General features: G+C 48.7%; 16 protein-coding genes. 4 read left to right on the forward strand and 12 right to left on the reverse strand.

From position 1 onward, the window contains the following. From phoU to ACP5SG_RS01515, 12 genes are all read right to left on the reverse strand, one after another. Window positions 1-1,215, reverse strand: a 1,215-nt coding sequence (phoU, locus tag ACP5SG_RS01460) for a phosphate signaling complex protein PhoU (protein ID WP_428121319.1), incomplete at its 3' end; no start/stop codon positions are given. Between the two features lie 22 nt (window positions 1,216-1,237). After that, a complete protein-coding gene (locus tag ACP5SG_RS01465) occupies window positions 1,238-1,636 on the reverse strand; it encodes a YraN family protein (RefSeq protein WP_237888364.1) in 399 nt (132 codons plus the stop codon). Further along, complete coding sequence (locus ACP5SG_RS01470) at window positions 1,633-2,232, reverse strand: ribonuclease HII (RefSeq protein WP_237888365.1); 600 nt, start codon at window positions 2,230-2,232, stop codon at window positions 1,633-1,635. The genes ACP5SG_RS01465 and ACP5SG_RS01470 overlap by 4 nt, the downstream gene beginning before the upstream one ends. Before the next feature lie 132 nt (window positions 2,233-2,364). Then, a complete protein-coding gene (rplS, locus tag ACP5SG_RS01475; RefSeq protein ID WP_237888366.1) occupies window positions 2,365-2,712 on the reverse strand; it encodes a 50S ribosomal protein L19 in 348 nt (115 codons plus the stop codon). 76 nt (window positions 2,713-2,788) lie between these two features. After that, window positions 2,789-3,352, reverse strand: a complete 564-nt coding sequence (locus ACP5SG_RS01480) for an RNA methyltransferase (RefSeq protein WP_237888367.1) — start codon at window positions 3,350-3,352, stop codon at window positions 2,789-2,791. Further along, complete coding sequence (gene trmD, locus ACP5SG_RS01485; RefSeq protein WP_237888368.1) at window positions 3,349-4,083, reverse strand: tRNA (guanosine(37)-N1)-methyltransferase TrmD; 735 nt, start codon at window positions 4,081-4,083, stop codon at window positions 3,349-3,351. The genes ACP5SG_RS01480 and trmD overlap by 4 nt, the downstream gene beginning before the upstream one ends. Before the next feature lie 15 nt (window positions 4,084-4,098). Next, the gene (gene rimM / locus ACP5SG_RS01490) at window positions 4,099-4,611 is read right to left on the reverse strand and encodes a ribosome maturation factor RimM (RefSeq protein ID WP_237889915.1); all 513 of its coding nucleotides are present in this window, start codon (window positions 4,609-4,611) and stop codon (window positions 4,099-4,101) included. A 24-nt stretch (window positions 4,612-4,635) separates the two neighbouring features. Beyond that, the gene (locus tag ACP5SG_RS01495; RefSeq protein ID WP_237888369.1) at window positions 4,636-4,866 is read right to left on the reverse strand and encodes a KH domain-containing protein; all 231 of its coding nucleotides are present in this window, start codon (window positions 4,864-4,866) and stop codon (window positions 4,636-4,638) included. Window positions 4,867-4,949: 83 nt separating this feature from the next. Then, a complete protein-coding gene (gene rpsP, locus ACP5SG_RS01500) occupies window positions 4,950-5,189 on the reverse strand; it encodes a 30S ribosomal protein S16 (RefSeq protein WP_237888370.1) in 240 nt (79 codons plus the stop codon). 60 nt (window positions 5,190-5,249) lie between these two features. Then, window positions 5,250-6,581, reverse strand: a complete 1,332-nt coding sequence (gene ffh / locus ACP5SG_RS01505) for a signal recognition particle protein (protein ID WP_428121332.1) — start codon at window positions 6,579-6,581, stop codon at window positions 5,250-5,252. 95 nt (window positions 6,582-6,676) lie between these two features. Continuing rightward, window positions 6,677-8,482, reverse strand: coding sequence for a translational GTPase TypA (gene typA, locus ACP5SG_RS01510; protein ID WP_237888372.1), 1,806 nt, complete (start codon window positions 8,480-8,482; stop codon window positions 6,677-6,679). Between the two features lie 6 nt (window positions 8,483-8,488). Beyond that, the gene (locus ACP5SG_RS01515) at window positions 8,489-9,247 is read right to left on the reverse strand and encodes a slipin family protein (RefSeq protein WP_424661382.1); all 759 of its coding nucleotides are present in this window, start codon (window positions 9,245-9,247) and stop codon (window positions 8,489-8,491) included. Between the two features lie 336 nt (window positions 9,248-9,583). On the opposite strand from ACP5SG_RS01515, the gene ACP5SG_RS01520 reads away from it, so the two are divergent. From ACP5SG_RS01520 to ACP5SG_RS01535, 4 genes are all read left to right on the forward strand, one after another. Next, complete coding sequence (locus tag ACP5SG_RS01520) at window positions 9,584-9,991, forward strand: DsrE family protein (protein ID WP_424661381.1); 408 nt, start codon at window positions 9,584-9,586, stop codon at window positions 9,989-9,991. A gap of 107 nt (window positions 9,992-10,098) precedes the next feature. Further along, a complete protein-coding gene (locus tag ACP5SG_RS01525; protein WP_424661380.1) occupies window positions 10,099-10,857 on the forward strand; it encodes a hypothetical protein in 759 nt (252 codons plus the stop codon). Beyond that, a complete protein-coding gene (locus tag ACP5SG_RS01530; protein WP_428121345.1) occupies window positions 10,824-11,495 on the forward strand; it encodes a hypothetical protein in 672 nt (223 codons plus the stop codon). The genes ACP5SG_RS01525 and ACP5SG_RS01530 overlap by 34 nt, the downstream gene beginning before the upstream one ends. A gap of 108 nt (window positions 11,496-11,603) precedes the next feature. Then, window positions 11,604-12,614 (forward strand): prenyltransferase/squalene oxidase repeat-containing protein, encoded by a 1,011-nt coding sequence (locus ACP5SG_RS01535; protein ID WP_428121348.1) that lies wholly within the window; start codon window positions 11,604-11,606, stop codon window positions 12,612-12,614. Window positions 12,615-12,636: the final 22 nt, after the last annotated feature.

Below are 12,636 nucleotides of genomic sequence, written 5' to 3' on the forward strand. Positions count from 1 at the left end.
CCTCAATTTATATATGTTTTCCTTGATATGCTTCCTGACATCTTCGTCACCTGTCTCAAAAAACGTGCGCGCGGCGTTTATAATCGGTGGAAGCATCTTTGTGACCTCAAGGCATTTATTCAGGAGGTCATCGAGGCCACTCCGCAAGACCAAAGGGATTTCCATCTTTTTATATGTCAACCATTCAAGGACGTCTTCAGCCGTGTCGGCGATGGAATCCTGTTCATTAAGATATAGAAACAGTTCAAACTTATCTATGGGCATAATGATGCCTTTTGGCAGATGGGCCCGCACATTGCGCTTTATCAGGTCGGCTGCATGCTCTATCTCGCTCACATCCGCGATCGCCTTTTTAAAGAGCTCTTCATCGTCATTTATATAGGCCGTCACGCCTGCCACGGCCTGCTCCATACACTGCACAACCTGCTTCGCATGGTTTTCGAGACATTCGAGCGGCTCGCGCCTCTTGCCCAGCTTGGCCGAACAAGTGCCTACCGCATCCACCTCAGAAAGACCGACTTCGCCTTCACTAGCGCCACCTACAGACAAAGGAAGCCCTTCGCCGTGACGGGCAAGCCTCCCCTCCACGAGAAAAATCACGTCCTCCGCAATATTAGTTGCAAGATCCGCGATCCTTTCGATATTAAGCGCAAGGATTATATGATAGACGCCAGACCTTATATCGCTTTTATTCAGGCCCATAGATTCGATCTCTTCCTTAAGGACCAAGGCGTAGAGATCATCGACCTCCTTGTCCTTCTTAAGGACCTCGTAGGCCATGCCCGAATCGCTATAGACAAAGGCGTTGATGCTACTTCCAAGCATCTTGATCGCTGAATTAGCCATGTCCTTCAAGGCTGAAGAGGAAAGATCTATAATATCAGACTTTCGAATCAGGGATACAAGCTGCTCGGCCATATTGACCGCATGATCTCCGACACGCTCCAACTGCTCGGCTATCTGCATGGCCGACGTCAGGAACCTCAAATCAACAGCCATAGGCTGTTGAAGCGCCAACGTCTTGAGGACGAAATTGTCTATGTCAAGTTCCATCTTGTTGATCTCGTGGTCAGCATCGATGACCTTGTCTGCAAGTTCGACATCTTGTTTCTGGCAGGCCAAAACCGCTGAACGCACAGCCTCTTCCACAAGACCTGACATCTCAAGGAGCATATTTTTAATCGCTGTTATGTCACGCTTCATTCGTGTGGTCATAAAATACCCCTGGCCGTTGCCTTCAATTCTTTATTATTGCTGCAGCGTCAAATGCACAGATTATATGTTCTATCTCAGACCGTCCATCTCTGAAAAAATTGATTGCCAGCACATCGAAACGCACGTCCCTGTCAAGCCATCCGCGTCCCTGGAGGTAATGTTGAGCCGCCTTTAAAATCTGGCGCTGTTTCCGCAGTGTAACCGCCTCTTGAGGAAGCCCACAGCCCCGACCCCATCTTGCCTTAACCTCCACAAATACCAAAATATCTCCAATGGTCAAGACCAGATCTATCTCTCCACAGGAGACGCGATAGTTCCTTTCAAGGACAGTATAGCCCTTTTTAATAAAAAAATCCGCAGCAAGCTTCTCTGCCAATATGCCTGCATCCCTCGATGAGTCAGGCCTTAAGCCAGTCTTCATGAAAGATCATGGTCAGTTTCTGTAAAGAACTCCCTGACCCCCTTGAACGTCCTACGGTGCATCGGACAGGGACCATAGAGTTTTAGAGCGCAAATATGCCCCCTCGTTGGATAACCTTTGTGCCTGGCGAAGTCATATTGCGGATATTTAGAAGACAATCTCTCCATGATCGTATCCCTTAAGACCTTTGCAATTATCGACGCTGCAGCAATGGTGAAGGAACGGCTGTCTCCCTTGACTATTGTCTTTTGAGGCAATGGATAAGGTATAGGCTGATTCCCGTCGATAAGCAGGACACCGGGCCTAATCCTCAGTCTATCTACAGCTATAGCCATCGCCTTGAGACTGGCCCTGAGGACATTGATCCTATCTATCTCGTCAGGCCAGACTACGCCAGTGGCTATCGCACTTGCAGCCTTCCTTATAAATCCTTCAACTGCTATCCGCCCATTCGACGTAAGGACCTTCGAATCCCTTACCTCAGGTATAAAGGAACCGCGTGGAAATACAACTGCTGCAGCCACCACCGGCCCTGCAAGGCAACCCCTCCCCACCTCGTCAACCCCTGCAACAGGTCCAAGACCGATGGTCTGCATTGAATTCTCAAAAAAAAGGGGATCATTGAGGTCATCACAGGCGACAGACAGGCCACTACCCCGAAGTCCCTCACTCAAGAATAGCCCGCGACATCCGGAATGACTTGTAGCCATAACTAAAGATAAAAGGCCTTATCGCCGACAGACCTTCTGTTTGGCCGCCTTGCCCTTGAGATTTCTGAGATAAAAGAGTTTAGAGCGACCATGGCGCCCCTTAGAGGTGACCTCTATCTTCTCTATGCGCGGCGAATGTATGGGGAATATACGTTCAACACCAACTCCATAGGAGATTTTTCTTACAGTGCATGTCTCATTGAGGCCGCTCCCCTTCCTACTGATAACCACGCCCTCAAATATTTGAATACGCTCCCTTTCCTCAGTCTCCTGTATCTTCACATGAACGCGCACAGTGTCTCCAGCCCTGAATGGCGGGATGTCCATACGCATCTCTTCAAGCTCCAATCTTCTAACGATTTCCATCTGTTTCCTCCTGGCTGACTTAATTTTTTGACATCCACCAATTCATAAAAAAAATTAAAAATATACCATCAAAAGGCTATATGTCCATATAGTTTGAAAATAGCCTGTCAAGGGCTATGGCCGCAGCACTTCTTACGGAAAGATGATTATATCCGGCTACACCTTCTATGGGCGCCAATGCACCATCAACCAGATCGAACACCTCAGGGGCAAGACCAAAAGCGGTCCCAAAGATCAAGAGGAGATTGAACCCTTTATCCCGAAGCTTCTCCCTTAAAGACCTCCATCCTATGGAACCAATGACCTCTCGGGCCGTAGTTGCATAGACCACCGGACGCCCGCCTGTCTTGAGAGCAATATCATCACAAACGTCTTTCAAGGAACCAGCCACCCTTACTAATTCGAGGGCCGTCCGTCTATCAGGACTTATCGCCGATCCGACGCCGTCAGACCAGTGCCTTACCAATTCCTTGACCAATGCCTGCTGCTCGCCGACAGGTGTCACGACATAATAACCATCCACGCCATAAGTCATTGAGGCCCTTGCTATATCATGTATATCTAGATTGGTCACTGCAGAGACTATAACCTCACCTCTACGGTTTAAAACAGGATAATGGACAAGAGCGAGATGGATCACCTGCCTCTCCAGCCGATCTTATTCAAGAAGACCATGTCTTCTTCATTAAGTCTCGCCTTGGCAAGCATGTCAGGCCTTTTCTCCATAGTCAAGGCCAACGATTGCTCCCTGCGCCACCTCGCAATCCTGGCGTGGTCGCCTGAAATAAGCACCTCGGGCGTCTTGATCCCCATATATTCAAGAGGCCGCGTATACTGAGGATATTCCAACAATCCATCGCTGAATGAATCTTTACATGCCGATGTTTCGCAACCCAACACACCAGGTATTAACCTGCTCAGAACATCAATAACCACAAGAGCGGCAGGCTCACCCCCCGATAGGATATAGTCCCCGATCGACAACTCAATATCTGCAAGGCATCTATGAATGCGTTCGTCAACCCCTTCATAACGGCCGCAAATGAACACGAGCCTTTCCATGTCAGCCAATTCACAGGCAAAGGCATGATCGAGCACCCTGCCTCTTGGACTTAAGAGCAACACCTTCGGCAACGGGGGTTCCGACCTAAGCATCTTAACCGCCCTAAATATAGGCTCCGGCTTCAATACCATCCCCTCGCCACCGCCATATGGTCTGTCGTCTACCGTTCGGTGCCGGTCAAGGGCAAAATCCCTTAAATTGACAATCCTAACCTTTACGATCCCGCGCTCGATCGCCCTGCCAAGTACGCCTTCGCGCAAGGGAGAACTGAAAAACTCGGGAAAGATAGTCAAGATATCAAAGAGCATCAAATTATTTCTTGATTATCCTAAGTCGTCCAAAAGCCCACTAATCAAAGCAACTTTTATTATACCGGCCTCCAAGTCTATCTCCTTGACTACATCTTTAATGGCTGGTATCAAGACATCTTTCCCGGATGTCTTGACGACATAGACATCGTTTGCGCCCGTCTCAATGATGTCAGACACCACCCCGAGCCTTCCGCCATCAAAAGTCATAACCTGAAGACCTATTATCTCATGCCAATAATACTCGCCTTCGGGCAATTTGGGCAGTTTCACCTTTTCCAAAAAAAGTTCGAGACCTACGAGCCCTTCTGCCTGTCCCCTATCCTTAATACCCTCGATACCCAGGATCACCCTGGCTGAATCAGCAAACCTAGCAGTCTTTATATTTAAAGAACCTATCCACTTTGCGGCGCCGCGAATCAAAAATATCTTTTGATCAAAAAAAATACCCTTATCTCTCACATAAGGATAGACTTGGACCTCTCCCTTGTTGCCATGCGCCTTTGTTATCTTGCCCACGGCGACCACTTGGGACAAATCCACCTCCATAAACTACTCAAGTATCTCGAGCACGGATTTCCTTTTCAGCTTGGCAGACGCAGCACTCAATATAGTCCTGATGGCCCTAGCTGTACGACCCTGTCGGCCTATCACCTTGCCAAGATCGTCTCTGGCCACCCTTAATTCGATGACCGCCGTCTGTGCACCCTCGATCTCATTTACCTGAACGGCCTCTGGATTATCAACCAACGCCTTTACAATATATTCAATCAAGTCTTTCACTCAGCACCTCTCAAGAAGAGATATGACCGACGACTGGACGCCATCTTATCCCTAATCCAAGACGCCCTAAACAGGAACGGCCCTCAGGCCTTTCGCCCTTTCAATAGATTGCCAACCGTTCCACTTGTCTGGGCACCCTGACCAAGCCAATATCCAAGCCTCTGGGTATTTATCTTAAAATCAAACGGATCCTTGAGTGGGTCATACGTACCCAAGATCTCGAGGAACCTTCCGTCACGTTTTGCACTCGATTCAGCCGCCACCACCCTGTAAAAGGGTCTTTTTTTGCGGCCGCATCTTGTCAATCGTATCTTTACAGCCATATATACCTCCTTATTGATTTAAGACCTCATCCACTGCGCATCAGAACTGCATGCTTTTTTTTAAAATGGGGGAGCCCCTTTTGAAAAGCCCCTGAATCTCGTCCTTTTCATTTTTTTAAGCATTTTTTGCATCTCTGCATAATTTTTGAGAAGGGCATTTACGTCTTGTACCGTTGTACCGCTACCAGCGGCTATTCGTCTACGACGGCTAGCATTTATTATGGTATAGTCACGCCGCTCTTTAGGGGTCATAGAGTCTATAATCGCCTCAATGCGGACGAGTTCTTTCTCATCAGGTGCAAAGTTCTTAAGCTGTTTTATCTTATTGAGGCCAGGGATCATGGAAATAATCTGTTCGATACTCCCCATTTTCTTCACCTGCCTGAGCTGTTCCCTGAAATCTTCAAGCGTGAAGGTATCCTTTTTGAGTTTGCTCTGAAACTCAAATGCCTTTTTCTGATCTATGGTCTCTCTTGCCTTTTCGATCAAGGTAAGAACATCGCCCATACCAAGTATACGATTTGCCATGCGGTCCGGATGAAACGGCTCGATGGCGTCAACCTTTTCGCCAACACCCACAAACTTTATGGGCTTTCCCGTAACCGCCTGTATAGACAATGCCGCTCCACCTCTGGCGTCGCCCTCTAGTTTTGTAAGAATCACACCGGTTATGGAGAGCGTCTCGTCGAATTTCTTGGCCATATTTACCGCGTCTTGGCCGGTCATGGCATCGGCCACCAGGAGGATCTCCTGAGGCGACAGGACGTTTTTTATATCTCTCAGCTCCTGCATCAGGGCCTCATCGATATGTAGTCTACCGGCCGTATCTATTAAAACGGTATCTTTGTGTGCCGCATCTGCCATCAAGACCGCCTGTCTTGCTATCTCAACCGGAGACTGTGAGGCGTTTGATGGATACACATCTATCTTGAGTTGGGCACCTAAGGCCTTGAGCTGTTCTATAGCCGCCGGCCTGTAAACATCAGCAGGTACCAGATATGGCCTCCTGCCCTTTGCCCGCAACCAACGGGCTAGCTTTGCCGCAGTTGTGGTTTTGCCTGAACCCTGAAGGCCCACAAGGAGTATAACGGCTGGCTGACGCCCGGCCAAATTAAGCCCCTGATTGTGGCCGCCCAGCAGGCTGACCAGCTCGTCACGGACTATCTTGATCACCTGCTGGGCAGGGGTAAGGCTCTCCATCACATCCTGCCCAACAGCCCTTTCCTTGATCCTTGAGAGGAAATCCTTAACCACCCTGAAGTTCACATCTGCTTCAAGGAGGGCAAGGCGCACCTCACGAAGTCCTTCCTGGATGTTCTCTTCAGAAAGCTTCCCATGGCCCTTGAGGCGCTTGAAAATCAGATTCAACCGTTCGCTCAGGCTGTCAAACATATGTCCACATACCAATCTTCAACTTTAATATAAAATCAAATTAAATTACTTAACCAAGAGATATATGTCAATGTTAAGTTTTCGTCCCAAACCTTTCAAAGCTGTCGTCTCTTCGGTCTATCGTTTGCCTTTAGTATGCGTTTTCTGAGACGTATATTGCAAGGGGTCACCTCCACAAACTCATCCGCCGATATCCATTCAAGCGCACGCTCAAGCGTCATCGCTACAGGCGGAATGAGGCGCAATGCCTCATCCGAACCCGATGCCCTCATATTCGTAAGCTTCTTCTCCTTGGTTACATTGACATCGAGATCATTTCCTTTGCTGTTTTCCCCGACTATCATGCCTTCATAGACATCTATGCCGGGACCTAAAAACAATGCACCACGCGGCTGTATGTGGTAAAGGGCATAGGTCGTGGTCCTGCCAGGCCGGTCTGCAACCAATGCACCGGAGGTACGCTCCGGCATATGGCCCTGCCAAGGTTTATAGCCGTTGAAAAGGCTGTTCATGATACCTGAGCCCTTGGTATCTGTAAGGAATTGTGACCTGTAGCCTATAAGACCCCTCGAGGGTATTTCAAACTCCAGTCTGGCCCTGCCGTGACCGTGATTTGTCATCTTTATCATTCTGCCGCGCCGCGGCCCTAATCCCTGGGTCACCACACCGATAAACTCTTCAGGGCAATCCACAACAACAAGCTCCATCGGTTCATACATAACGCCGTCTATCTCTTTCGTAAGTATCTCAGGCCTTGAGACACTCAGTTCATAGCCTTCCCTGCGCATGGTCTCAATAAGGATTGCAAGCTGCAGCTCTCCGCGCCCCTTTACCCTGAATGCATCCATGGCAAGGGGTTCAAGCTTGAGGCTTACGTTATGCAGCATCTCCTTTTCAAGACGCATCCTAAGATGCCTGGATGTGACATATGATCCGTCTCTGCCTGCAAACGGCGACGTATTCACAGAAAAGACCATGGCGATCGTGGGCTCATCTACGACGATGCGCTTCATGGGCGTAGGCCGTTCGAGGTCGACAAGGCTGTCTCCTATAGAGACCTCTTCTATACCGGAAACAGCTACTATATCGCCGGCCATGGCCTCGCCCACCTCAATCCTTCTAAGGCCGTCGTGGCTGTAGATAAGACCGGCCTTGACTTGGATGAGGCTATCCTCACGTGCCAAACCTATTACGCTGCCAGCCTTCAGTCTGCCGTTGAAGATGCGCCCAACGGCGAGCTTCCCCACAAAGCTACTATATTCAAGGTTCGTGATGAGCATCTGTAGAGGGACCCCTGGATCACCGGAAGGGGGTGGAATGGTCTTTATTATTTCGTCAAATAAGGGCTTGAGATCATCTGGATCGCCGCCCATTTCTTTCAAGGCAAAGCCTTTTTTTGCATTCGTATAAAGCACAGGGAAATCCAACTGTTCATCCGTGGCATCAAGGTCGATAAAAAGATCGTAGATCTCATTTAAGACCTCGCCCGGCCTGGCGTCAGAACGGTCGATCTTGTTTATGACAACGATAGGCGGAAGCCCTAATTCGAGGGCTTTCTTAAGGACATAGCGCGTCTGGGGAAGCGGTCCCTCCGCCGCATCGACCAGCAGGATGACCCCGTCGACCATCTGGAGCGTGCGCTCCACTTCTCCGCCGAAATCCGCATGACCTGGGGTATCGACGATATTTATTTTTATGCCCCCATAATGAATTGCGGTATTTTTGGCAAGGATCGTAATCCCTCGTTCACGTTCAAGGATGTTTGAGTCCATCACACGCTCCTCGACCAGCTGATTCTCCCTAAAGACCCCACTCTGCCAAAGCATGGCGTCTACAAGTGTAGTCTTACCGTGGTCGACATGGGCTATAATCGCCACATTCCTGTAAGGAAGTCCACTCATAATCTTTTAACCATCTCCTTTATAATGAGCCCCCATAAATGGCCTTAAAATATCTATCGGCACAGGGAAAATGGTGGTCGAGTTGTTTTCAGCCGCCACCTCCCGCAACGTCTGGAGATAGCGAAGCTGCAGGGCCTCGGGAAACTTCCTTATTATGGCCGCGGCCTCCGACAGCTTTTCAGCCGCCTGGAACTCACCCTCCGCATTTATTATCTTAGCCCGGCGCTCCCTTTCCGCCTCAGCTTGCCTCGCCATGGCACGCCTCATCTCTGCAGGGAGATCTATATCCTTGACCTCGATCTTTATGACCTTTATCCCCCACGGCGCCGTATCAATATCCAATATATCCTGTATCCTTGTATTGATCTTCTCGCGCTCCGACAAGAGTTCATCCATCTCGGCTTGACCGCAGATGCTCCTCAATGTGGTCTGGGCGAGCTGAGACGTTGCAAAAAGGTAGTTTTCCACCTCAACAACGGCCATTACAGGGTCAACCACCCTAAAATAGACCACTGCACTCACCTTGACGGAGACATTGTCCCTTGTGATTACGTCCTGAGGCTGGACATCCAAGGTGACTGTCCTCAAGTCCACCTTCTGCATCTTGTCGATGACCGGAATGAGTAGGATAATACCCGGCCCCTTGGCTCTTATCACCCTGCCCAAACGAAAGACCACCGCCCGCTCGTACTCATTCATGATCCGAATGGCCGATGCAAGGAAACTTACCGTCAAAAAGATCAAAAAAAGGATAAAAAACCCCATGATTACCCCCTTTCAGTAAATTGAACCGTAAGGTCCACTGTTGTGAAAAATAAGGACATACCTGAATATCGCAGAGACTAAACGCCTTAAATTCCACCACCGTTTAAATAAAACGGTCAATCAGGAAGGCGAAGACGCAGGCAGGTCTGAAAAATTCAATAATCTTTTAAAATATACCTGACAAGACCAGCATATTCAAGAAACTTCAAGGGTAAAGAAACAGCTCATAATTTTTCTCTATAATGAATCATTTTCCCATAAATATTAACTATTTGACTTTTCAATGAAAACACAGCTATCTTGCCTTTTAAAAATCAAACAAGGAGGGTTTGTAAAATGAAGATTAAAATTTTTTTAATGACGGTTCTGGCAGCAGTGTTGTTGGCATGCGCCGGAGGATTTGTGCAATCAGCCCTTGCAGGGGAAAAACTCGGGATCATCATCTATTCCGACGATGCAGAGACTGCATGGAACGCCTTACGGCTTGCCAATTTCTCCATGAAAAAAGGGGATGAGGTAAGCGTATTTTTTCTTGGAAAAGGCGTAGTGGGTGCTCAAAAAACAAATGAAACTTTTAATGTTAAGGAACAGGCCGAAGACCTTGTAAAGGCCGGAGGTAAGGTTTACGCCTGCAAGGTCTGTCTCAAACTACACAAGCTCGAACCGTCGGAAACATGCCCTGTTTCAACAATGGAAGACCTCTATAGCCTCATTATGTCCAATAACAAGGTACTTACCTTTTAATTATATTTAAAAATAACGATTGACGGCGTTTCTCTTGACTTCCTGTTAATTTTATTTTATACCTGCAAGCATTAGGGTTCTAAATTTTAGCAGGGAGGGAATAGCTTATGAAAAAGTCGTGGTTGTCGTTTGTAATCGTATGCATGGCGGTCATGGTAGGCATGGCCTATGCCGACTCGGATAGGCACCATCAAAACGAAGGTACAGCAACCTCAACTAGCAGTTCCAGTACAACCAGCAGCAATTACGTAGTATTCGCAACAAACGACCTGGGCATGCACTGTGCATGCCCAGGGGCAGATACATTTCTGTTACTTCCGCCGTTCAACACCCTTAGGGCCCAAGTGATCCGTAGAGGTGACGATCCGGAGGTAATCACCGATCCGAATCAAATCACCGTTACCTACAGCATCCTTGAAAATACAGATGCCTCCCTAAAGGCTGATCCGTACTTTCAAAGCTGGATAAACAATTCCCCCAAGATCTTTCCAGGCTTTCAGCCAATCAGGGCCGACGGCCGAATACAGGGCCTGACCGGCGCCACGTTGAGCGGCAACATGGTCCCGATGCCTGGCGGCTATTGGGAAGTGGCCGGCATACCGGCATACCCTGCCCTGGACCCAAACGGTGTCATGATAGACCCACTAGGCGGTCCGAATCGCAATCCTTATCTCACAGGCCAGATAAAAGTCTACAGCAAATCAAACGGTGCGCTTCTGACGCAAGTCAACACGGTCGTTCCCGTCGCATTTGGCGGTTGTTGCAGCTGCCATCTGAGGGTCGCACAGGATTATGGCAGGGTCAACCCTACACCAAGAGACTCCTTGAGGTCATGGGGATGCTCCATGCCCGCAGCTCAGGGATAGATTTTTCAAAAATCGACCCTGATGGCGATGGAATCGGCAGACCGATCAGATGTTCCAGGTGTCATCTCGACCCGGCAATGGGCGAATCCGTTCCACCCGGTTACGCTGGATATCCGACATCCAAATATACCTTTTCCGACGTAGTTCACAGATTCCACGTCCAGAGCGCAGCCGTCCAAGTATATGACCCGAATATCGCCAACAACTGCTATGACTGTCATCCCGGCAACGGAGTGAACTGTTACAGGGACACCCATCGTACAAAAACTATAAACGGTCACAACATCTGGTGCAGCGACTGTCATGGAGACCTCAACCAGCGCGTGGCGAGCGGACAGCTGCTGAAACCTTGGTCGGATCAGACCCTGCCGACATGTTCCAAGTGTCATTCAAACACCGGAGAGGGCGAAGGATACTTGAACACAGGGCTGTTCGGCAAATTCCTAAATAGCAGAGGGCATAAAGACCACAAGATACTATGTTCATCATGCCACGGCGAACCTCATGCCCTTTATCCATCCACGCTTGCAAAAGACAATGCCGAACCAATGACAATCCAAGGCGACCCAAGGGCCGTCGGCAAATGCAGCGTCTGTCATACGGATAGAAGCAGCAGCTGGGGCATGCCTCCGCATTAATGCACGATCGGACCAACAACGGCTAACGTTAAAAAACAGGGGCGGCAAGGCGACATCCTGCCGCCCTTTAATTCTTTTAAATAAAAACCTCAAACGATCGGGACATACATGAAAAATCTCCTAATCACCTTTTCGGCATTTTTGACATTACTTCTCTGGTCTTTGGACCCCGCGCACCCTTTGCTCGGAGCCGACAGCCCAGCAAGAGACAACTGGACCTATGATTGGTCAAAAACTAAAAACTTTATTGAAGCCTGGTCCAAAAGGCCAACTTTCCCTGACTCCATATCATTCGCCTATTATTTTGTCTATTCGAAAAGGGCATTGGGCCTGGAAATTTCAAAAGATGAGCGAAATAAACTACTGAATTTCATAAAAGACTGCCAGACAAAAGATGGCGGTTTTGTGTCGGAGCCAAAATTTGACAAAGACAGCAATATCATCAGCAGTTTCTATGCAATAAAGGCCCTTGACATGCTCAAAGAACCGCATTTGGTGAACGAAAAAAGACTAGCCGGATTTCTCCATTCCATGTTCACTAAGGAGGGAGGGATGCGCCTGAGCAGCAACACCAAAGAGGCGTCGCTGGCCGGAACCGCCTTGGGTGTTGTACTTCTAAACAGGCTATCCGACTTGACAGATCGAGAAAAGAGGCTCGCAACTGCCTATATCCTGAAATACAAGACGCGGGATGATGGTTTCGGGCTGGTCGGCAACAAGGTCTCTTCGATAAGGGCCACGGCCATGGCGGTTGCGGCCTTAAAATCAATGAACGCCATTGGAGACATAAAGAAAGATGTGATATGCTTCCTTAGTCAAAGCCGATATTCCGGACTGATCAAAGAAAAGAGGTTCAAGACCCTGCCATCCATGGAAGAGATGGCGCAATTCCTTGCAACGGTCAGGCTTGTTGGATCATCAGACAAAAAAATAGCAGATCCCCAAAAGATATCAGAGTTTGTAAGATCGCTCTATATACCGGAAAATGGGGGATTCGGACCGGAACCAGGGCTTGGGACTACACCGCCCAGCACGTATTATGGTCTATTCTGCCTAGTCGAACTGGGCAGGTTAAAGCCAGCCGACATGACCGGCATGTCTGGTTTCTTTTCATTCTAAGAAATCATCCGGTCAAAACACA

It is taken from the genome of Dissulfurimicrobium sp., assembly GCF_049968175.1.
Taxonomy (GTDB): Bacteria; Desulfobacterota; Dissulfuribacteria; order Dissulfuribacterales; family Sh68; genus Dissulfurimicrobium; species Dissulfurimicrobium hydrothermale.

What these genes read in the sequence shown, in the direction of transcription:
- ACP5SG_RS01465 (WP_237888364.1), bottom strand. Translation starts at nt 1,636, where the DNA reads ATGAAGACTGGCTTAAGGCCTGACTCATCGAGGGATGCAGGCATATTG.
- ACP5SG_RS01470 (WP_237888365.1), bottom strand. Translation starts at nt 2,232, where the DNA reads ATGCAGACCATCGGTCTTGGACCTGTTGCAGGGGTTGACGAGGTGGGG.
- rplS (WP_237888366.1), bottom strand. Translation starts at nt 2,712, where the DNA reads ATGGAAATCGTTAGAAGATTGGAGCTTGAAGAGATGCGTATGGACATC.
- trmD (WP_237888368.1), bottom strand. Translation starts at nt 4,083, where the DNA reads ATGCTCTTTGATATCTTGACTATCTTTCCCGAGTTTTTCAGTTCTCCC.
- rpsP (WP_237888370.1), bottom strand. Translation starts at nt 5,189, where the DNA reads ATGGCTGTAAAGATACGATTGACAAGATGCGGCCGCAAAAAAAGACCC.
- ffh (WP_428121332.1), bottom strand. Translation starts at nt 6,581, where the DNA reads ATGTTTGACAGCCTGAGCGAACGGTTGAATCTGATTTTCAAGCGCCTC.
- typA (WP_237888372.1), bottom strand. Translation starts at nt 8,482, where the DNA reads ATGAGTGGACTTCCTTACAGGAATGTGGCGATTATAGCCCATGTCGAC.
- ACP5SG_RS01515 (WP_424661382.1), bottom strand. Translation starts at nt 9,247, where the DNA reads ATGGGGTTTTTTATCCTTTTTTTGATCTTTTTGACGGTAAGTTTCCTT.
- ACP5SG_RS01520 (WP_424661381.1), top strand. Translation starts at nt 9,584, where the DNA reads ATGAAGATTAAAATTTTTTTAATGACGGTTCTGGCAGCAGTGTTGTTG.
- ACP5SG_RS01525 (WP_424661380.1), top strand. Translation starts at nt 10,099, where the DNA reads ATGAAAAAGTCGTGGTTGTCGTTTGTAATCGTATGCATGGCGGTCATG.
- ACP5SG_RS01530 (WP_428121345.1), top strand. Translation starts at nt 10,824, where the DNA reads ATGGGGATGCTCCATGCCCGCAGCTCAGGGATAGATTTTTCAAAAATC.
- ACP5SG_RS01535 (WP_428121348.1), top strand. Translation starts at nt 11,604, where the DNA reads ATGAAAAATCTCCTAATCACCTTTTCGGCATTTTTGACATTACTTCTC.